We start from the raw sequence: 19,814 nt of genomic DNA, 5'->3' as shown, positions 1-19,814 counted from the left end.
ACCATGGCTGCAAGAATACGCGAAGGCGGCGGCGAAGAGCTCGAGGAAAACCATGAGATCAATGTGACGCCCTTTATCGACGTCATGCTGGTGCTGCTGATCATCTTCATGGTCGCGGCGCCGCTTGCGACCGTCGATATCAATGTCGACCTGCCGGCATCCGCCGCGACGCCGCAGCCTAGGCCGGACAAGCCGCTCTATGTAACGCTGAAGCAGGATCTGTCGCTCAATGTCGGCAACGATCCGGCGACGCGCGAGACGCTGGGCGCGACGCTCGACCGCCTGTCGCAGACAAACAAGGACACGCGCATTTTCCTGCGCGCCGACAAGGCGGTCGGCTATGGCGATTTGATGAATGTGATGAACACGCTTCGCCAGGCGGGCTATCTCAAGATCGCGCTGGTGGGGCTTGAAACGGTGCCAAGTGCGCCGGCAGGAGCGCCTGCACAATGACCCGTTCCTCCCATCCCGACCTGCCGGAAGGCCATCCCCCGGTTCCGCCGCATTCCGACGATCCGCAGCGCACCGGCTGGCGCGACGTCGCGCTGTGGGGTGGGGCAGGGCTTGTCATGTTGATGGCGCATGCCGCCGGAGCCTATGCACTGAGCGAGCTTCAACCCGCGCCGCCGGAGACCGAGGGATCGGCTCCTCCGGCGATCATGATGGAACTCGCGCCGGAGCCGATGGCCCCCATGGTGGAAGAGGCCGCGCTCGCGCCCGTCGCCGAGGCGGAGGAGGCGACGGAAGAGCCGGTTGAGCCGGAACAGACCGAGGCTGCCGAGCCGGTAGAGGAAGTGCAGCCGGAAACACTGCCGGAAGAAGTTGCCCAGGCGGAACCGGAGCCGGTCGAGGAAGTCGAACAGCCCGAAGAAGAGCCGGTGCCCGATTTGGTCGAGGCGGAGAAGCCGGAAGTCGTCGCGCCGAAGCCAGTCGAAAAGCCGAAGGTTGCCGAGAAGCCGAAACCGAAGCCGGAAACGCTTAAAAAGGTCGAGCCGAAGAAGGTCGAAAAGCCGAAGCCGAAGAAGCAAGTGGCGGCTGCGCCGCAGGTGGACGCGGCGGAAGGGCGCACGGTGGCCGCCAACCGCAACAGCGACACGTCAGGCAATCCGGGCGTAAGCTCCAACCGGTGGCAAGCCAAACTGCAGGCGCATCTCGAACGCCAGAAGCGTTATCTGCAGCGCCGCTCGCCGGGGACCACGGGCACGGCCCGCGTGACCTTCAGCATCGATCCTACGGGCAATGTGCTTTCTGTGCGCGCGGCATCCGGCGATCCGGCGCTCACCAGCCTGGCGGAAGAAATGGTGCGCCGCGCGTCACCTGTTCCCGCCCCGCCACCGGCGCTGGCTAAGTCGCGGATGCAGTTCACCGTGCCGGTCCGTTTCAAGTAATGTTAGCGCGTGATGCGATTGGCCCATCCGGGCATCACTCTCTAACTCTTTGTTTGCCGCATGCAATTTATCCGAAAAGTCTGCAACTTTTCGGGATCGTGCTTTATCACTCCGACGATAGCGCGACCGCTGGCTGGAGGCGGGAGGCCTTGCGGGCGGGGAGAAAGCCGAAGATCAGTCCCGTGGCGAAAGCGCAGGCAAAGGCGAGCGCCACGGGCCCGAGGCTGAATGCGATGGGCATGCCGAAATAGCGGGCGATGCCGCCGATCCCCAATCCCAGCGCCACGCCGAGCGCTCCGCCGATGGCGGAGACGGTGAGCGCTTCCGTGATGAACTGCAGCAGGATGTCGCGCGTGCGCGCGCCGGTCGCCATGCGTACGCCGATCTCGCGGGTGCGCTCGGTGACGCTGACGAGCATGATGTTCATCACGCCGATGCCGCCGACAAGCAGCGAAATCGCGGCCACGGAGCCGAGAAACAGCGTCATGGTGTTGGAGGTCTGAGTCACGGCCTCGCGGATCGACGACATGTTGGTGATCATTGTATCTTCGGCCTTGTGCCTGGTGTCGAGCAGTGCCTGAATCTGGTCCTGAGTCGCGTCGATCAAATCGCCATTCTTCACCTGCACGGTGATGCTGCGCAGGTGCTTCTGGCCGAAAAGCCGCAGATTGGCGGTAGAAAGCGGCACGATCACCACATCGTCCTGATCGTTGCCGCCGGCCCCGGCGCCCTTCGATTCCATCACGCCGATGACCTGGAACGGAATCTTCTGCACAAGGATGTATTTGCCGATTGGGTCAGCTCCGTCAGGAAACAGCGTCTTTACCACCGTAGTGCCGAGGACGGCGACCGGGGCATAGCTATCCACATCGCTCTGATTGATGAAATCGCCACGCTCCACTTTCCACGACTTTGCGGTGGTGAAGGCGGGCGTGGTGCCGTTCGCCTGCGTCTGATAATCGACATTGCCGTAGCGCACGGTCACCGACCCGCCGACTTCCGGCACAGCGGTGGCGACATTAGGCAATTCCTTGATGGCATCCGCATCCGCCGGCACGAGGGTGACGATGGAGCCGGACCCGCGGAAATTCGCCATGCTTGGCCGGATCAGCAAGAGGTCCGATCCCATGGCGTTGATGCGATCAAGGATGGATTTCTGCGCGCCCGAGCCGATGGCGAGCATGGCGACGACAGAACTGACGCCGATGATGATTCCGAGCAGCGTCAGGATGGTACGGAAAAGATTGGCCCGGAGCGCCCGCAGCGCCATCTTCACCGCCTCGGAGAAATCGGCGATGGCCGCCGTGCCGCCGCCCGAGGCTTGCCGCAACTGTTCGGGCGCCGCGCGGTCAGACACAGGGCGCTCGGTTCGGTCGGAGAGGATGTGGCCGTCGCGGATTTCAATCAGCCGGTCGGCCTGCTCCGCCACTTCACGCGCATGGGTGATGACGATGATGGTATGGCCCTGCTCATGCATGGAGCGCAGCAGCGCCATCACTTCCTCGCCGCTCTGGCTATCTAGCGCGCCGGTCGGCTCGTCGGCAAGGATGACGCGCCCGCCATTCATCAGCGCGCGGGCAATGGAGACGCGCTGCTGCTGGCCGCCGGAAAGCTGGTTCGGGCGGTGATCCAACCGGTCGCCGAGGCGAAGCGCGGTCAGGAGTTCCGCAGCGCGAGCCTGGCGTTCGGCGGCGGGCGTTCCGGCATAGATGGCCGGAACTTCGACATTCTCCCGCGCGGTGGAGGTGGCGATGAGATTGTAACTCTGGAAGACGAAGCCGAAGGTGCGGCGGCGCAGGGCAGCGAGTTCGTCGGCGCTGAGATCGGATATATCCTCACCGTCGAGCAGATATTGACCGCTGGTGGCGCTGTCGAGGCAGCCTAGAATATTCATCAGCGTCGATTTGCCGGAGCCCGACGCACCCATGATGGCGACGAATTCGCCCGCCTCGATGTCGAGCGAGATACCGTGCAAGACTTCGACGGCGAGGTCGCCGTTCGAATAGGTTTTGCGGATATTTTCGAGGCGGATGAGCGGGGTGGTCATGGGCATCCCTTTATCTGGCGCGTCATGCTTAGAGCGTGATGCGATTAAGCCCGTGCGGGCATCACGCTCTAACTCTTTGTTTTTCCGCATGATCTTATCCGAAAAGTCTGCAACTTTTCGGGATCATGCTAGAACATCCGCATTCTCATGCCGCCGCGTCCGCCCCGCTCGGGCCGTGGCGTGCCGCCGCCCGACGTCACGACCACCCGGTCGCCTTCCTTGAGGCCGCTTTTGACTTCCGCCTGGACGCGGTTGCGAAGGCCGGTCTCGATCACGCGCTCTTCGGTTGCGCCCGAGGCGTTGACGACTTTAACCGTCGTTTGCGGCTTGCCATTAGAACCGCGCGCCGTGTTGAGCGCGGCGGTAGGCACCAGCAGCACATTCCTGGCCTCGCCCAGAACGAAATAGACCTGTGCGCTCATATCGACCATCAGTTCGCCATCGGGATTGGGCGCGTCGAACAGCGCGTAATAGAGCACGACATTGTTGGTGGTGTCGGGCTTCGGCTTGATCTGGCGCAGCCGGCCTTCGAAGCGCTTGCCGGGCTGGCCGAGCAGAGTGAAATAGACGGGCATGCCAAGCTTGAGCCTGCCGACATCGGCCTCGGAGACCTGCGCTTCCACCGTCATGGTGGAGAGGTCGGCGACGGTGACGATGGTGGGTGTCGTCTGATTGGCGTTGAGCGTTTCGCCTTCCTTCGCCGTCTGGTCGACAACCGTTCCGGCCATCGGCGTGTAGATCTTGGTATAGCCGAGATCGACCTTGTCGCCTTCGAGCGTGGCTTCCTGCATTTTGATCTGCGCTTGCAGCGCTTTCACATCCGCCTCGGCGGCGGCAAGGTCGGCGGCGGCCTGATCGTAGGTCGCCTGCGAGACGCCGCGCGTCGCCAGAAGTGTCTTCTGGCGCTCCGCATTGGCGCGCTTGAGGACGAGTTGCGCCTGCTTACTCTGAAGTTGCGCCTTGAGATTATCGACCTGCGCGCTCGAGATCTCCACCTTGGTCTCAATGGAGCGGGGATCGATCTCGGCAATGAGCTGGTTTGCCTCGACCTTGTCGCCGACCTCGACCAGCACCGATTTCAGCTGGCCGGAGACCTGTGCGCCGACATTGACGTCCTTGACCGGCGTGAGCTTACCCACGGCGGTGACGGCATTCTCGATATCGCCGCGTGTTACCGCCTCGGTGAGGATATTCGCGCTCTTTTCGCCCTCGATGCGAGGGAGAATCCCTAGCCCCGCGCCCGCTGCCAGCACGCCCACCACAGCAATCCACGGCCAGACGCGGCGGCGGCGCTTGCGCGGCGAGGCGCCCGGCGAATGCCGATTGGATGTTGCGTCATGGGGCTCGGGGGAAGGGCGAGACATTCGGAGTACCGTTACAATCAAATACAGATCAAAAAAACATGATCCGCCACGCATATTTACGGCGGATCACGGAAAATCATACTTACAAATCGGTAAGGTGGGCGCGCTTAGGCCGTCCCGGTCGAGCCGAACCCGCCTGCGCCGCGTGCGGTCTCACCGGCGCTTTCCCGTTCTTCAATGATCGCCTGCGCCACCGGCGCTATGACGGCCTGGGCGATGCGCATGCCGCGCTCGATGCGGAAATCATCGTCGCCCAGATTGATGAGCAGCACCTTGATCTCGCCGCGGTAATCGGAATCGATGGTGCCGGGCGTGTTGAGGCAGGTGATGCCGTGCTTGAAGGCAAGGCCGGAGCGGGGGCGGATCTGCGCCTCGTAGCCTTCGGGCAGTTCGAAGATGAGGCCGGTCGGCACCAGCGCACGGCGGCCCGGCAGAAGCACGATCTGCCGGTCTTCCGGCACGGCGGCGCGCAGGTCGAGACCAGCGGAGCCGGCGGTTTCATAGGAGGGAAGGTCGAGGCCGTTGGCGTGCTGAAGGCGCACGATGCCGAGACGCGGAGCGGTGGAGAGCGATGTGGTAGACATGCGGTGGACCTTTTCAGCAGAGGCGTAAAATCGCAAGCGCAATAAAGGATCGTCAGCGGATTTCCAATGGCACGATCGTCGTTTCCTTGATCTCCTCCATGACGAAGGAGGCGGAAACATCCGAAAGCGGTATTTTTGCGATGAGCCGCTGATAGAGCCGGTCATAGGCCTTCACATCGGCGACGCGGGCGCGCAGCACATAATCGAGATCGCCGGTCATGCGGTAGACCCCGACGATCTCCGGCAAGGTCAAAACCGCCTCGCGGAATCGCTTCAGCCAGTCAGGGTCGTGGTTGGATGTCCTGACCAGAATGAAGACCGATAGGCCAAGCCCGACGCGGTCGGCGTCGATGAGCGCAACGCGGCTCGTGATGACGCCTTCCTCCTCCAGCCGCTTCACCCGCCGCCAGCAGGCATTGCGGGAAAGGTTCACCCGTTCCGAAAGCGCGTCCACCGAGAGGGTGCCGTCGCGCTGGAGTTCGCCGATGATTCGGCGGTCAATTTCATCGAGTTCCACGATCATGCTTGGGATGATTGTCCCAATAATCTGCAGATATCAAGGATAAATTGGGATATCAGGGCCGAGTGGCGGCGGTAAGATCAGGAAAATGGAGAACTTGGGAGGTCAAAATGTCGAACCGCATCACCCATCTTTTTACCGATCATCCTGCATCGGTGGACGAGACCTATTTTGAGCACATGGCTTTCGCGACCAGCTTTTCCATGCAGCTCTTCGCCGCGGCTTTTGCCGCGATGATCCATGCTTTCCTGCCGTTCCTGTTCGAGACGACGGCGAGCGGGATTGTCCGCAGGCTCTACGAACGGATACACAACCGTAAATAGATAATTCGCCATATTTACCATAAAATGCTCTTAATGCTAGCAATTGAATATTACTGACATATATAGATGCTTATTCTTTCGCTTCTCCTTCATGACGAGGAGTAAAGAAGGGCAAAGACGTGATTATAAAGCCTGTTCTCGATACCAGCAAAACAACCAGCGGGCAGCCTATTTTGCTGCCGCAGGGAAACGCCCAGGTTATCGTCGCGAAATACGAAATCCCGCCGGGGCTGGAGTTGCCGATGCATAAGCATAGCTTTCCCCGCTATGGCTATGTGCTGGCGGGCACGCTTCGCGTTTCCAATGAGGACACCAAAAGCAGCAGGGTCTTTCATACAGGTGAATTTATTGTGGAATCGATCAATCAATGGCACCGAGGGGCCAATATCGGCTCGACCCTTCTCGAATTGCTCGTCATCGATCAGGTCGAAGAGGGTAAAAGCAATATTGTCCTGCCGGATGAGGGTTAGGCATTGCCTATGAGCACGCCGGCGGCGAAGACCAGCGCGCCGCCCAGCACCACCTGGAAGGCGGCACGCAGGAACGGCGTTTCCATATAGCGGTTCTGGATGTAGGCGATGGCCCATAGTTCCACGAAGACCACTGCGATGGCGATGCTGGTCGCGGTCCAGAAATGCGGGATGAGGTAGGGGAGGGCATGGCCGAGGCCGCCCAGCGTCGTCATCACGCCATTGGCAATGCCGCGCTTCAAAGGCGAGCCGCGCCCTGAGAGCTTGCCATCGTCATGCGCTGCCTCGGTGAAGCCCATGGATATGCCCGCGCCCACGGATGCCGACAGGCCGACCAGAAAGGTGGACCAGGTGTTCTGCGTCGCAAACGCGGCAGCGAAGATGGGCGCGAGGGTCGAGACGGAACCGTCCATCAACCCGGCTAGGCCCGGCTGGACATAGGTCAACAGCCATTGCCGCCGCTCCGTCTCGCGCTCTTCCTCCTGCACATTCGCTGGGGTGAGCGCGCGTTCCAAACGGCTCGCCAGCGATTCATGCTGCTTTTCCTCAAGAGCGAGGTCGCCCAGGAGCTTGCGGGTGGAGGCGTCGGTCACACGCTTGGCGGCTTCTGTATAAAAGCGATAGGCTTGGTCTTCCATTTCCTCAGCGGTTCGGCGAACTTTGTCGATACCGAGGGGGCGGACCAACCAGTCGGGCTTGCGCTCATAATAGCCGCTCACATGCTCGCGCCGGATCAGCGGAATACGCTCGCCGAAGCGTTTGCGATAGATCTCGATCAGCCGCTCGCGGTGGGTGTTTTCCTCCGCCGCCATCTCCTCGAATATCTTCGCCGTCTGGGGGAACTCGTCTTTCAAGCCATCGGCATAGGAAAGATAGATGCGTCCGTCATCCTCCTCCGAGGAGATGGCGAGGGCGAGGATTTCCTGTTCCGAGAGCGATGAAAAGGGACGGCGACCGGTGCGGAAAAAGCGGCTGAGCATGGGCGGGTATCTCTGTTTAGAATAATTCTAAATTAAAATGATGACGGGAAATGTCAAGCAGACGAATATGTGTACATCCGCAGAACTGTCGTCATCCTCGAGGGCTTGACCCGAGGATGACGATGGGAGGAGGATGCCAAACCGGCGAGCGTGGGTACTGTTCTGTAGAGTAATATGCCGGGTTATTTTGGCTGGAAATGTGGGAAGGGCTTACCGGATTTCGATCCGCTGATATTCACCCCTTCGCTTTCAGCTCCAGCCGCCGCGCGTGCAGCACCGGTTCCGTATACCCATTCGGCTGTTCGCGGCCCTTGAAGACGAGATCGCAGGCGGCGGCGAAGGCGATGGAGTTGTCGGAATTCGGAGCCATGGGGCGATAGTTCGGGTCGCCGGCGTTCTGCTTGTCAACGACAGCGGCCATGCGCTTCATCGTCTCCATTACCTGCTCCTCCGTCACCACGCCGTGGTGCAGCCAGTTGGCGATGTGCTGGGAGGAGATGCGCAGCGTAGCGCGGTCTTCCATCAGGCCGACATTGTTGATGTCGGGCACCTTGGAGCAGCCGACGCCCTGGTCGATCCAGCGCACGACATAGCCGAGAATCCCTTGCGCATTGTTGTCGAGCTCGTGCTGGATGTCTTCGGGCGTCCAGTTCGGGCGGGTGGCGACGGGGACGGAGAGGATGTCCTCCAGCTTCGCGCGCGGACGGCTCTTCAGCTTCGCCTGCACGTCGGCCACGTCGATCTTGTGGTAATGCGTGGTGTGGAGCGTCGCCGCCGTGGGGGAGGGCACCCAGGCGGTGTTGGCGCCAGCCTTGGGATGAGCGATCTTCTGCTCCAGCATCGCCGCCATCAGGTCGGGCATGGCCCACATGCCCTTGCCGATCTGCGCATGGCCGGAAAGCCCGCATTCGAGGCCGATATCGACGTTCCATTGCTCATAGGCGGCGATCCAGGCGGCCTGCTTCATGTCGCCCTTGCGGATCATCGGGCCCGCTTCCATGGAGGTGTGGATTTCGTCGCCGGTACGGTCGAGGAAGCCGGTATTGATGAACACCACGCGCTCCTTTGCGGCGCGGATCGCTTCCTTGAGGTTAACAGTGGTGCGGCGCTCCTCGTCCATGATGCCCATTTTCAGCGTGTTGGGCTTCATGCCGATTAGCTTTTCGACGCGGGCGAAGAGCTCCGAGGCGAAGGCGACTTCTTCCGGCCCATGCATCTTCGGCTTGACGATATAGACGGAGCCGGCGCGGGAATTCTTGCGGCGTCCGTTCGGCCCGACATCGTGGAGCGCGATGAGCGCGGTGAAGGCCGCGTCCATGATGCCTTCGGGGATTTCATCGCCATTGGCGTCGAGAATTGCCGGATTGGTCATGAGGTGGCCGACATTGCGTACCAGCATCAGCGAGCGGCCCGGCAGGACCAGCGGCTTGCCATCGGGCGCGGTGAGGCGCACATCGTCGTCAAGCTCGCGGGTGACGGTCTTGCCGCCCTTCTCGAAGGTCGCCTTGAGCGTACCGTTCATGAGGCCGAGCCAATTGCGGTAAACGAGCACCTTGTCCGCCGCGTCGACGGCGGCCACGGAGTCTTCGCAGTCCTGGATCGTGGTGAGGGCGGACTCGAGAATCACATCGGATATGCCGGCCTTGTCGGTCTTGCCGATGGGGTGGTCGCGGTCGATGACGATATCAATATGCAGGCCGTTCCTGACCAGCATGATCTCTTCAAGCTGCTCGGGCGAATGGCCGTAGCCGGCAAACTGGCCGGTATCCTTGAGGCGCGTCGTGGAACCATCGGCAAGCTTAAGGGTCAGAGTGCCGTTCTCCACGGCAAAGCCGGTAACGTCTTCCCATTTGCCTGATGCCAGCGGCACGCTCTCATCAAGAAACGCTTTGGCCCAGGCGATGACTTTTTCGCCGCGCTTGGCGTTGTAGCCCTTGCCCCGTTCCGCGCCGTCCGTTTCCGGGATCGCGTCGGTGCCGTAGAGTGCGTCATAGAGCGAACCCCAGCGGGCATTGGCGGCGTTGAGGGCATAGCGCGCATTCATGACCGGCACGACGAGCTGCGGGCCGGCAAGAGCGGCGATTTCCGGGTCCACATCCGCAGTAGAGACGGTGAAGGGCTCGCCTTCGGGCAGGAGATAGCCGATTTCCTTGAGGAAGCTCTGATATTCCTCCTGCGTGTAGCCGGTGTCGCGCCTGGTCCTGTACCAATCGTCGATCTTCGCCTGCAATTCGTCGCGCCTGGCAAGCAGGGTGCGATTCTTCGGCGCGAGATCGCGCACGATTTCCGCGAAGCCGGACCAGAAGGATGCGGGCGCCACACCGGTGCCGGGCATCGCTTCCTCGTTGATGAAATCGTAGAGTTCCTTGGCGACCTTCAGGCCGTCGATCTCGATGCGCTCGCTCATGGCAGGTGCTCCTTCGCGGGAATTATCTCTATGCTCCAGACGGTTGAAACCCATGCGACGAGTTTCGTCAATCCGTCAAAGATGAACATCATTTTCAATGATAGGGCAAAAATCGCTTGGCATTATAGCCCTACCATCCGCCTTATGTCTTCCGGCTGCATCCCCGCCTCGCGCAGACTGGCCAGCGCCGTGTCGCCCCGGCTCTTGGAGAGCTTGCGCCCATCGTCGCCCAGGATCAAATCGTGATGGTGGTAGAGCGGCACGGGTAGGCCGAGGATTTCCTGCAAAAGGCGATGCACCGCGGTGGCGTGGAACAGGTCGCGGCCGCGCACCACATGGGTGACGCCCTGCAACGCATCATCCACCACCACGGAGAGGTGATAGCTGGTCGGCGTTTCCTTGCGCGCGATGATGACATCGCCCCAACGGGCGGGATGCGCGGGGATGCGGCCCGTATCGCCTTCGGGGCCCGCGCCGGTTTCATCCCGGGAGAGATCCCGGCCATAGCGCGCCATGGCCTTATCCATGTCGAGCCGCCAGGCAAAGGGCTCGCCAGCGGCGATGCGGCGGCGGCGCTCGGCTTCCGGCATGGTGCGCTCGTCGGTGGGGTAGTGCGGCGCGCCATCAGGATCACGCGGCCATTCGCGCCCGTCGCGCGTCCATTCCTCGATGCGGGCGCGAACCTCACCCCGGCTCATGAAGGCGGGATAGACCAGCCCGCCCTCGATGAGCGTATCGAGCGCTTGCCGGTAATCCTCGAGATGCTCCGACTGGCGGCGCACCGGCTCTTCCCATGAAAGCCCCAGCCAGCGGAGATCGCTCGCCAACTGATGCTCCAGCTCGGGTGTGCAGCGCGCCCGGTCGATATCCTCTATGCGCAGCAGAAAGCGTCCGCCGCTTGCCTCCGCAATGCGCGCGTTGAGCAGGGCGGAATAGGCGTGGCCGAGGTGCAGCAGGCCGTTGGGGCTGGGGGCGAAGCGGAAAACGGGTTTCATCGTGACGAATTCGCGATAGGGTTCGCCCCGATTTAAAACGAACGGAAGCGCAAAAGGAAAGACAAATGCGGCGCATCGATACGCTTGACGATATCGAAGAGGGCGTTCGGGCGCTGGTGGCTGCGGACGAAAGGCTGGCCCGCATCCGCGCTGTGGTTCAGGGCATACCGCTGCGCCGTTCCGAACCGGGGTTCGAGAGCCTCGCCTCGATCATCGTCGCGCAGCAGGTTTCCACGGCGAGCGCGGCGGCGATATGGGCGAGGCTGAAGATGCATGTCGATCCGCTGACGCCCGAGAATTATCTGCGGCAGGGCGAGGAGGCCTGGCGCCTTGCCGGGTTGTCGCGTCCCAAGCAGGTGGCGCTCGTTCATGTTTCGCAGGCGGTGCTGGAGGGAAAGCTCGATCTCCTCGGCCTTTGCGACCATCCGGCTGACGAGGCGATTACGGCAATGACCGCTATCAAGGGCATTGGCCCGTGGACGGCGGAGGTTTATTTGCTCTTTTCGGCGGGGCACCCGGATGTGTTTCCGGCGGGCGATGTGGCGTTGCAGGCGGCGGTGGGCCATGCCTTCGGCCATGAGGTGCGTCCTGATGTCAAAACCCTGCGTGGCCTTGCCGAGATCTGGTCGCCCTGGCGCGGCGTGGCGGCGCGGCTGTTCTGGGCTTATTACGCGGTCATTCGCGGGCGCGAGGCCGCGCCTCTCCTCTAGTCAAACGAGGATTTGATAGGCCTGAGGGCCTCGTTCTCGATTTATGCTTCACATTAGTGTCACCTCAGGCTTACATTATTAGCGTCGGCTGGTTGGATTCTTTTACGCAAGTTCCGGAAAACCGCTTCGCACTTTTCCCGGACTTCGCTCCAAAGGAGGGTGATTCCGTGACGGTAGCCGTCTCGCCCGGGGCGTTGCCTGCCCTGGTATTAAATGCGGATTATCGTCCGCTGAGCTATTATCCCTTGTCGCTCTGGTCCTGGCAGGACGCGATCAAGGCGGTCTTCCTTGACCGCGTGAACATCGTGGCCGAATACGATCACGAGGTATCGTCGCCGTCCTTTGCCATGCGCGTGCCGAGCGTGGTGTGCCTTAAAACCTATGTGCGCCCGACGCGCAATCCGGCTTTCACGCGATTCAACGTTTTCCTGCGCGACCGCTTCGAATGCCAATATTGCGGCTCGCATGACGACCTGACCTTCGATCACGTCATCCCGCGCCGGCATGGCGGCGAGACGACATGGGAAAATGTCGTGGCCGCCTGCTCGCCCTGTAACTTACGCAAGGGCGGCATGATGCCGGCGGAGGCCAAGATGTGGCCGCGCCAGACGCCCTTCGCGCCGACCGTGCACGATCTGCACAATAATGGCCGGCTGTTCCCGCCGAATTTCCTGCATGAGAGCTGGCTGGATTATCTGTACTGGGATGTGGAGCTGGAGCCGTAGAGTTTGGTGCCAAGTTTCGCACCCCCCTCTGCCCTGCCGGGCATCTCCCCCTCAAGGGGGGAGATTGGCTGTCAGGACCGCTTTCGCCAATCGCCGACGTGGCAGGGATAAGCGCCGTCATCAATGAAGGCCAATCTCCCCCCTTGAGGGGGAGATGCCCGGCAGGGCAGAGGGGGGCACTGTCCCGCCAAGGCTCCACATATCTTCCTACGCCCTCTCACCACTCCGCGCGAATGCCGCATAAAACCCAACCGCCAGCAAAATCAGGCTCGCCACTGCATTCCAACCGGCAAAGGAAAGCCCCAGGAACCGTCCTGCTGCCTGGTCGCAGGCGGGGGGGTGGACGGAGTTTATATCGCTCAGCAGGTTCCCGGCATTGGTGGTAATCGACATCGACGCCGCCGAGCAATCGGTGGGTCCCGGCCAGAACTTCCACTCGACGCCCGAATGATAAACCGCGAGCGCGAGGCCGTAGCTCATCAGCAATGCGCCGATGAGGAGAAGGCCGCGCGTGAGCCAGCCGGGCCATTTCAGGCTGCCCGAGAGCGCTGCGACGAGCATCAGCGGCGCGCCGATATAATAGGGCGTGCGCTCCTCCAGGCAGAGCTTGCAGGGCATGTAGCCGCCCCAATGCTCGAAGCCGAGCGCGCCGCCGACAGTGGCGGCCATGGCGACTGCCAGGAAGGCGGCGGCGAGGGTTTGGATGCGTCCGGCGGGGGCGAGAAGCGAGGACATGGCGGCATTCCCTAGTGTAAATACTTGATCGCGACAAACAGCAGGATCAAGGCAACCGATACTGCGCCGGCGATGAGGCCCAGACGCTTCTCGATGAATTCGCGGATCGGCTCGCCATAGCGCCGCAGCAGCCAGGCGAGGAAAAAGAAGCGCGCGCCGCGCGCGACAATGGCGGAGACGATGAAGAGCCAGATATTGATGCCCGCCGCTCCGGAGAGGATCGTCACCACCTTGATCGGCGGCAAATGGGCGAAGCCGGAGGTAATCAGCATCAGGAGGATGGCATCGGCGCTGGTGGTGCCGCGCAATTGCTCGAACGTGTCGAGCTTGCCATACATTTCGAGCACCGGCTTTGCGACCGTCTCATAAGCGTGGTAGCCCAGATACCAGCCGGCAATGCCGCCGAGGACGGAGGCGACGGTGGCGACCAGCGCATAACGATAGGCGCGTTCCGGCTTCGCCAGCGCCATGGGCAGGAACAGCACATCCGCCGGCACAAGGAAGACCGAGCTTTCGACAAAGGCGATGAAGGCGAGCCACCATTCGGCGGATTTTCTGGCAGCGAGCGAGAGGGTCCAGTCGTAAAGCCTGCGCAGCATCGGCGGTCCTGAAGTTCGGGTTCGTCTTGCTTGTCTAGAGCTTAACGCCGCGTCAGGCAATCGCCGCCCGCGAAACTATTCATGCCGCTTATTGCGATCTCCTGTTGACGGGAAGGCACTTCTAATTATAGTCCGGCGCATCCGACGCTATTCGCGTGCGGGCCCCTGTGGCGGAATTGGTAGACGCGCTCGACTCAAAATCGAGTTCCGCAAGGAGTGCTGGTTCGATCCCGGCCAGGGGCACCATTTTTCCATAGGCCCAGTTGTATCAGTTCAGTCCCACCCGGCCGCATGACAGGCCGGGTGAGAGATGGCTTCGACTACTCGATGTCGAACGACACGCCTTGCGCCAGCGGCAGGGCGGTGGAGTAATTCACCGTGTTGGTGGCACGGCGCATATAGGCTTTCCAGGCGTCGGAACCGGATTCGCGGCCGCCGCCCGTCTCCTTCTCGCCGCCGAACGCGCCGCCGATTTCCGCGCCCGAGGTGCCAATATTGACATTGGCGATGCCGCAGTCCGAGCCGTCGGGCCCAAGGAAGCGCTCGGCTTCGCGCAGGTTCAGCGTGAAGATCGAGGAGGAGAGGCCCGCGCCGACCGCATTGTGCTCGCGCAGCGCCTCGTCAAAATCGCTGTATTTCATGACGTAGAGGATCGGCGCGAAGGTTTCTTCCAGCACGGGGCCAACTTGCTTCGGCATCTCCACCAGTGCGGGCTTCACATAGTAGGCATCGGCATAGCCGGTATCGACGCGCTCGCCGCCGGTGATGTTGCCGCCATCGTGAGCCGCTTCCTTCAACGCCTTTTGCATATTGTCGAAGGCCGCCTTGTCGATCAGCGGGCCGACGAGCGCGGAGGTTTCGAGCGGGCTTCCGACCGAGACGCTGGCATAGGCCTTCTTCAGGCGCGGGACCAGCGCGTCATAGACGCTCTCATGCACGAAGAGACGGCGCAGCGTGGTGCAGCGCTGGCCCGCTGTGCCCATGGCGCCGAAGGCGATGGCGCGCAAGGCCATGTCGAGATCGGCGGAGGGGCAGACGATGCCGGCATTGTTACCGCCGAGCTCCAGGATCGAGCGGGCGAAGCGCTTGGCCAGGCGCGGCCCGACCTCGCGGCCCATGCGGGTGGAGCCGGTGGCGGAGACGAGCGGCACCTTGGGATGATCCACCAGCACCTCGCCGATGGCACGGTCGCCGATGAGAAGCTGCGACAGGCCTTCCGGCGCGTCGCCGAAACGCTTCATTGCGCGGGCGAAGAGCGCATCGCAGGCAAGCGCCGTCAACGGCGTCTTTTCCGAGGGCTTCCACACCACCGCGTCACCGCAGACGAGCGCCAGCGCGGCGTTCCACGACCAGACTGCGACGGGGAAATTGAAGGCCGAAATGACGCCGACGACGCCGAGCGGGTGCCAGGTTTCCATCATGCGATGGCCGGGGCGCTCGGTGGCGATGGTGAGGCCGTAAAGCTGGCGCGACAGGCCGACCGCGAAATCGCAGATGTCGATCATCTCCTGCACTTCGCCCAGCCCCTCGGACGGGATCTTGCCCGCCTCGATGGAAACGAGCCGGCCGAGCTCGCTCTTGAACTGGCGCAGTTCCTCGCCGAACAGGCGCACCAATTCGCCGCGCTTCGGCGCGGGGACGAGACGCCACTGACGGAAGGCTTCATCGGCCTTGTCGATGATCTCCTGCGCGTCAGCTGCAGAATGGGTTTTGACGCTGGCGATCTGCTCGCCGGTGACGGGCGTGAAGGAGGCGAGGGTTCCGCCGGTATAGGCCGCGGGGTTTACGCCGAGCTTATCGAGAAGCGCCGCCGTCTCACGCTTCACGTCGGTTTTGGTGGTGGGGGTGTCCATGGGGTTTGCCTCTTGTTGTTCGATTCTGGTTCGGATGTTTGAGCTGTAACACCCCCCTCTGCCCTGCCGGGCATCTCCCCCTCAAGGGGGGAGATTGGCTGACACGACGCTCCGCTTCCACTCTGCAACGTCTGCGATTGGTGCCGAGCGTTGATGAAGGCGTAATCTCCCCCCTTGAGGGGGAGATGCCCGGCAGGGCAGAGGGGGGTATCCAGCGCACTCTTCAAAATATGTGCTCTACTGTCCTACTTACTCCGCCGCCTCAACCGCCCTCATCGCCTGCAGCGCCGCCTCAACCGAGTCGCGTTCGATGCGGGCGTAGTGGTCGAATTCGTTGAGGACGCTTGCGCCCAGATCGCTTTCAAACCGCTTCTGGTTGGGGCTTTCGATGAATTCCTGGGCCTCATCGTCACCGAGATTGGACTGGAATATACCGGCGGCGCTGACGGGGAGGAAGTCCTCATAGGTGATCGGATCGAAGCAGACCACGCCCGCCGCGATGAGGGCTTCAAGATCGTCCGTCTCGGGCAGCGCTTTCTTTGCCGCACCGGGAGCGAGGGAATAGGCGAAGTAGCCAAGGCCTTGCTTGCGGATTTCCGCCCAATCGTCGGGGAAGGCGCGGAAGACTTCGGCAAGCGCTTTTTCGTATTCCGCGGCGTTGGAGCCGTCGGGCGCGGGACGGACGCGAACGCGGGTTTCATCCAGCAATTGGTCGTAGAGCGCGCGGCCCTTCGGTGTCAGTGCGATCCCGCGCTGCTCGATCTCGCCGAAGCGGGCGGTGTGCGAGCCTGGCTTCCACGTGCCGTCCTCGCTGATGAAGGAGACCTGTTCCTCCAGCGCCTTGAACGAGGTCTGGCGCAGCAGGATCGGGCAGGCGCGTGTCGGAGGCCCCTCGACAACCGCTTTCGGTGCAATGCCGCGCTCCGGCATCAGCCGCTGCACGGCGTCGATGTCGAGCGTGCGCGGGGTCAGATGGTTGATGTGCGGCCCCTTGAAGGACACCACATCGGCAATGAGGCGGTGGGCGTCGTGCAGGCGGCGATAAAGCTCGGCGCTGACATTGGCCTTGTCATGCCAGCGGAAGGTTTCGAGCACTTCAGCGACGAATTCGGCGGCGTCCTCGCGGCCAAGCCCGCCCTCAGCCTCGGCCTTCTCCACCAGCTCCACCGCGCGGGGCGTGAAGATGCGGCGCTGGGCGAGGATGCGCCCGGCCTCGCTGCGCAAGGTTTCGTCGGCGATGAGATCCAGCCGCAGGAGCGAGGTAAAGACGCGGAATGGATTGCGCTTCAGCGCCGCGTCGCCAATGGGGCGGAAGGCGGTGGAATGCACGGGGACGCCGGCGGAACTCAAGTCATAATAGCCGACGGGGAACATGCCCATGACGGCGAAGACACGGCGCATAAGGCTGAGCTCTTCCGCCGTGCCAAGACGGATGGCGCCGTGGCGCTCCTCGGAAATGCGGTCGAGCGAATCCGTCAGTTCCAGCCGCTCGCGCAGATGCGGCTCGGCGTCGAGCGTCGCCTTGTTGACCTCGGCCACCAGATCGAGCAGCGTGCCATAGGCGGGCACTTCCTTGCGGTACATGGCCGACATGGCCGCGGAGAAGGCCGAGCGGATATCGTCTGCCGAAACGAAACTCTCTTCTTTCATCGTCGAACGCCTCGCATTATGCATGTTACGTTATGCAGAAAGCAGATCATATCCGGACTTTTTGAGGCGCGATGGCGATGGATGCGACTATGTTGATGCGAGGCGGGAATGAAACTTAGCCGCAGGCTCATTCCAGACATTGCCACCCTGCAGGCCTTCGAATGCGCGGCGCGGCATGGCAGCTTCACGCAGGCCGCGCATGAGCTGAACCTGACGCAGAGCGCGGTAAGCCGCCAGATCAAGGATCTCGAAGCGCAATTGGGCGTGCTCCTGTTCGAGCGGGTGCGCCAGCGCATATTGCTCTCTGATGCCGGACGCAAATTCCTGCCTGAAGTGCGGCGGCTGCTCACCCAGACTGAGGACACGATGCTACGCGCCATGGCTGCGGCGGAATCTACCTCCTCGCTCTCCATCGCCACCCTGCCGACCTTCGGCAGCCGCTGGCTGATGCCGCGCCTGCCGGATTTCGTCGGCGCACATCCGGGCGTGGCGCTCAATGTCGCCTCGCGCTCGGCACCGTTCGATTTCGAGGAGCAGCCCTTCGATCTTGCCATCCACTATGGCCAGCCGGTTTGGGCGCACGCCACCTGCCGCTATCTGTGCAGCGAGGTGATCGCCCCGGTGGCGAGCCCGCGTTTGCTCGCGCGCCATCCGGTCGAGGGGCCGCAAGCGCTGGAGAGCGAGCCGCTGTTGCATCTCGCCACCCGGCCCAAGATCTGGGCGCAATGGTTCGAGAGTTGCGGCGTCGAGGCGCGGTCGGCCTATCGCGGCCATCGCTTCGACCAGTTCTCCATGGTGATCGAGGCGGCGCTGGCAGGGCTGGGCTTCGCCCTGCTACCGCTTTATCTCATCGAGCAGGAATTGCGCGAGAAACGCCTCGTGATCGTCTTCGACCAGCCGCTCAGGACGGAAAATGATTATTATCTCGTCGTGCCCGAGGGAAAGCACGAAAACCCGCTGACGCAGACCTTCTGCGACTGGATATCGGGGCAGGTGGGGAAGAGCGACTACAGCGCGCTGGTTCATTCCAGTCAGGCATGATCTCTTTCGCAAATAGCGTTTCTTCCCGCGCGCCATACCGGTAAGACATTGAGTGTACCCTGCATTACTGAAAGCGAAAAGCCCGATGTTCGACGATCCCCGCTCTCACGGTCTCTGGGAAAAGACAGCGCCCGCCGCGCCGCGTACGGAAGCCCTGAAAGGTGAGCTTGCGGCGGATGTGGTTATCGTCGGCGGCGGGTTCACAGGGCTTTCGGCGGGGCTGCATCTGGCGGAGCGAGGCGCGAAAGTTGCCGTTCTGGAAGCGGTCGAAATCGGCTTCGGCGGCTCGGGGCGCAATGTCGGTCTCGTCAATGCGGGGATGTGGGTGATGCCGGATGATTTGCCCGGCGTGCTGGGTGCGGAGTATGGCGGGCGGCTGCTCCAGCTCTTGGGTAATGCGCCCGATCTCGTCTTCGAGCTCATCGCGAAACACGGCATCGCATGCGAGGCCGTACGCGCCGGTACGCTTCATTGCGGTGTCGGGGCAGCGGGGTTGAAGGAACTGGAACAGCGGGCCGAGCAATGGGCAAGACGCGGCGCGCCGGTGCGGCTGCTGGATGCGGAAGAAACCGCGCGAAAGGTCGGCTCCAGCGCCTATGCGGCCTCGCTGCTTGATTTGCGCGCCGGGACGATCCAGCCGCTCGCTTATGTGCGAGGGCTCGCGCGGGCGGCCATCGCAGCGGGTGCCAAGGTTTTCACAGGCAGTCCGGTCATTTCCGTCGACGAGCAAGGCATGCGCTGGCGCTTGGCGACGCCTGAGGGCGCGGTGACGGCGGACTGGATCGTCGTCGCCAGCAACGCCTACACCAAGGCGCCTTGGCCGCAGGTGCGGGCGGAGCTCGTGCATCTGCCCTACTTCAATTTCGCCACCCGGCCGTTGTCTGGAAATGTCCGCGCGACCATCCTGCCGGAGCGGCAGGGGGCGTGGGATACCAAGGAGGTGCTGTCCTCCTTCCGCTTCGATACCGAGGGCCGGCTGGTGGTGGGGAGTGTCGGCGCGTTGCGTGGCACCGGCACGGCGGTGCATCGCGCCTGGGCGAAGCGGGCGTTGAAGCGCCTCTTCCCGCAGATCGGCGAGGTGGAATTTGAGGCGGAGTGGTACGGCAAGATCGGCATGACAGCCGATTCGCTGCCGAAATTCCACCGCCTCGCGCGCAACGTCATCGGTTTCAGCGGCTATAACGGACGCGGCATCGCGCCCGGAACGGTGTTCGGGCAGGTGCTGGCGCGGCACATCAGCGGGGAGCTTCACGAAGCTGATTTGCCATTGCCGGTCACCGACCCGCAGGAACAGAGTTTCCGCGCGTTGCGAGAGGCCTATTACGAGGCCGGTTCACAAATCGCGCATTTGTTCTGACGATGCGTCAGCGGAGATGTTGAGCTGAACTGTCATATATCTGAAGCGCATTGCGCTTAAGCGGTC

Annotated in this window: 19 protein-coding genes and 1 tRNA gene; 9 read left to right on the top strand and 11 right to left on the bottom strand. The window is 62.5% G+C overall.

Going from position 1 to position 19,814, the window contains the following annotated elements:
* Positions 1-3: 3 nt before the first annotated feature.
* On the top strand, positions 4-453 hold the full coding sequence (exbD, locus tag ACOWVG_RS07895; RefSeq protein WP_420961253.1) for a TonB system transport protein ExbD: 450 nt from the start codon (positions 4-6) through the stop codon (positions 451-453).
* Positions 450-1,388, top strand: a complete 939-nt coding sequence (locus tag ACOWVG_RS07890; protein WP_420961252.1) for a TonB family protein — start codon at positions 450-452, stop codon at positions 1,386-1,388. The genes exbD and ACOWVG_RS07890 overlap by 4 nt, the downstream gene beginning before the upstream one ends.
* A gap of 106 nt (positions 1,389-1,494) precedes the next feature.
* On the opposite strand, the gene ACOWVG_RS07885 is transcribed toward ACOWVG_RS07890, so the two are convergent.
* The 4 genes from ACOWVG_RS07885 to ACOWVG_RS07870 all read right to left on the bottom strand — a co-directional run bounded on the left by ACOWVG_RS07885 (position 1,495) and on the right by ACOWVG_RS07870 (position 5,906).
* Positions 1,495-3,441, bottom strand: coding sequence for a MacB family efflux pump subunit (locus ACOWVG_RS07885; RefSeq protein ID WP_420961250.1), 1,947 nt, complete (start codon positions 3,439-3,441; stop codon positions 1,495-1,497).
* A gap of 122 nt (positions 3,442-3,563) precedes the next feature.
* Complete coding sequence (locus tag ACOWVG_RS07880; RefSeq protein WP_420961248.1) at positions 3,564-4,799, bottom strand: efflux RND transporter periplasmic adaptor subunit; 1,236 nt, start codon at positions 4,797-4,799, stop codon at positions 3,564-3,566.
* Positions 4,800-4,906: 107 nt separating this feature from the next.
* Entirely contained in the window at positions 4,907-5,383 is a 477-nt protein-coding gene (gene dut, locus ACOWVG_RS07875; protein ID WP_420961247.1) for a dUTP diphosphatase, read from the bottom strand.
* 52 nt (positions 5,384-5,435) lie between these two features.
* Positions 5,436-5,906 (bottom strand): Lrp/AsnC family transcriptional regulator, encoded by a 471-nt coding sequence (locus ACOWVG_RS07870; RefSeq protein WP_420961245.1) that lies wholly within the window; start codon positions 5,904-5,906, stop codon positions 5,436-5,438.
* A 107-nt stretch (positions 5,907-6,013) separates the two neighbouring features.
* On the opposite strand from ACOWVG_RS07870, the gene ACOWVG_RS07865 reads away from it, so the two are divergent.
* Together ACOWVG_RS07865 and ACOWVG_RS07860 are read left to right on the top strand one after the other, a co-directional pair.
* Complete coding sequence (locus tag ACOWVG_RS07865) at positions 6,014-6,226, top strand: DUF6356 family protein (RefSeq protein ID WP_420961244.1); 213 nt, start codon at positions 6,014-6,016, stop codon at positions 6,224-6,226.
* 119 nt (positions 6,227-6,345) lie between these two features.
* Positions 6,346-6,696 carry a cupin domain-containing protein gene (locus tag ACOWVG_RS07860; RefSeq protein WP_420961242.1) on the top strand — a complete coding sequence of 117 codons (351 nt, stop codon included), beginning with the start codon at positions 6,346-6,348 and terminating at the stop codon, positions 6,694-6,696.
* Here the strand turns inward: ACOWVG_RS07860 and mbfA are convergent.
* From mbfA to gluQRS, 3 genes are all read right to left on the bottom strand, one after another.
* Entirely contained in the window at positions 6,693-7,676 is a 984-nt protein-coding gene (gene mbfA, locus ACOWVG_RS07855; RefSeq protein WP_420961241.1) for an iron exporter MbfA, read from the bottom strand. The genes ACOWVG_RS07860 and mbfA overlap by 4 nt on opposite strands.
* Positions 7,677-7,911: 235 nt before the next feature.
* The gene (locus ACOWVG_RS07850; RefSeq protein ID WP_420961239.1) at positions 7,912-10,083 is read right to left on the bottom strand and encodes a malate synthase G; all 2,172 of its coding nucleotides are present in this window, start codon (positions 10,081-10,083) and stop codon (positions 7,912-7,914) included.
* Positions 10,084-10,205: 122 nt separating this feature from the next.
* The gene (gluQRS, locus tag ACOWVG_RS07845) at positions 10,206-11,078 is read right to left on the bottom strand and encodes a tRNA glutamyl-Q(34) synthetase GluQRS (protein ID WP_420961238.1); all 873 of its coding nucleotides are present in this window, start codon (positions 11,076-11,078) and stop codon (positions 10,206-10,208) included.
* 65 nt (positions 11,079-11,143) lie between these two features.
* Here gluQRS and ACOWVG_RS07840 point away from each other — a divergent pair, with 65 nt between their 5' ends.
* Both ACOWVG_RS07840 and ACOWVG_RS07835 read left to right on the top strand, forming a co-directional pair.
* A complete protein-coding gene (locus tag ACOWVG_RS07840) occupies positions 11,144-11,788 on the top strand; it encodes a DNA-3-methyladenine glycosylase family protein (RefSeq protein WP_420961236.1) in 645 nt (214 codons plus the stop codon).
* 167 nt (positions 11,789-11,955) lie between these two features.
* On the top strand, positions 11,956-12,513 hold the full coding sequence (locus ACOWVG_RS07835; protein ID WP_420961234.1) for an HNH endonuclease: 558 nt from the start codon (positions 11,956-11,958) through the stop codon (positions 12,511-12,513).
* A 207-nt stretch (positions 12,514-12,720) separates the two neighbouring features.
* Here ACOWVG_RS07835 and ACOWVG_RS07830 read toward each other — a convergent pair whose 3' ends face one another.
* Positions 12,721-13,248, bottom strand: coding sequence for a disulfide bond formation protein B (locus ACOWVG_RS07830; protein ID WP_420961232.1), 528 nt, complete (start codon positions 13,246-13,248; stop codon positions 12,721-12,723).
* Between the two features lie 11 nt (positions 13,249-13,259).
* A complete protein-coding gene (locus ACOWVG_RS07825; RefSeq protein ID WP_420961231.1) occupies positions 13,260-13,847 on the bottom strand; it encodes a YqaA family protein in 588 nt (195 codons plus the stop codon).
* A 161-nt stretch (positions 13,848-14,008) separates the two neighbouring features.
* Here ACOWVG_RS07825 and ACOWVG_RS07820 point away from each other — a divergent pair.
* A tRNA-Leu gene (locus tag ACOWVG_RS07820) sits at positions 14,009-14,093 on the top strand.
* A gap of 74 nt (positions 14,094-14,167) precedes the next feature.
* Here the strand turns inward: ACOWVG_RS07820 and ACOWVG_RS07815 are convergent.
* Together ACOWVG_RS07815 and ACOWVG_RS07810 are read right to left on the bottom strand one after the other, a co-directional pair.
* Positions 14,168-15,700: an aldehyde dehydrogenase family protein gene (locus ACOWVG_RS07815; RefSeq protein ID WP_420961229.1), complete on the bottom strand. Its 1,533-nt coding sequence runs from the start codon at positions 15,698-15,700 to the stop codon at positions 14,168-14,170.
* A gap of 249 nt (positions 15,701-15,949) precedes the next feature.
* Complete coding sequence (locus tag ACOWVG_RS07810; RefSeq protein ID WP_420961227.1) at positions 15,950-17,350, bottom strand: VOC family protein; 1,401 nt, start codon at positions 17,348-17,350, stop codon at positions 15,950-15,952.
* Between the two features lie 108 nt (positions 17,351-17,458).
* Between ACOWVG_RS07810 and ACOWVG_RS07805 the strand changes: the two genes are divergently transcribed.
* Positions 17,459-18,391: a LysR family transcriptional regulator gene (locus tag ACOWVG_RS07805; RefSeq protein WP_420961226.1), complete on the top strand. Its 933-nt coding sequence runs from the start codon at positions 17,459-17,461 to the stop codon at positions 18,389-18,391.
* A gap of 85 nt (positions 18,392-18,476) precedes the next feature.
* Positions 18,477-19,748 carry an NAD(P)/FAD-dependent oxidoreductase gene (locus ACOWVG_RS07800; protein WP_420961225.1) on the top strand — a complete coding sequence of 424 codons (1,272 nt, stop codon included), beginning with the start codon at positions 18,477-18,479 and terminating at the stop codon, positions 19,746-19,748.
* Positions 19,749-19,814 lie beyond the last annotated feature (66 nt).

Origin of the sequence: Brucella sp. IR073 (assembly GCF_049065735.1) — a bacterium.
Lineage (GTDB): Bacteria > Pseudomonadota > Alphaproteobacteria > Rhizobiales > Rhizobiaceae > Paramesorhizobium.
This window is presented reverse-complemented; position numbering and strand designations above follow the sequence as displayed.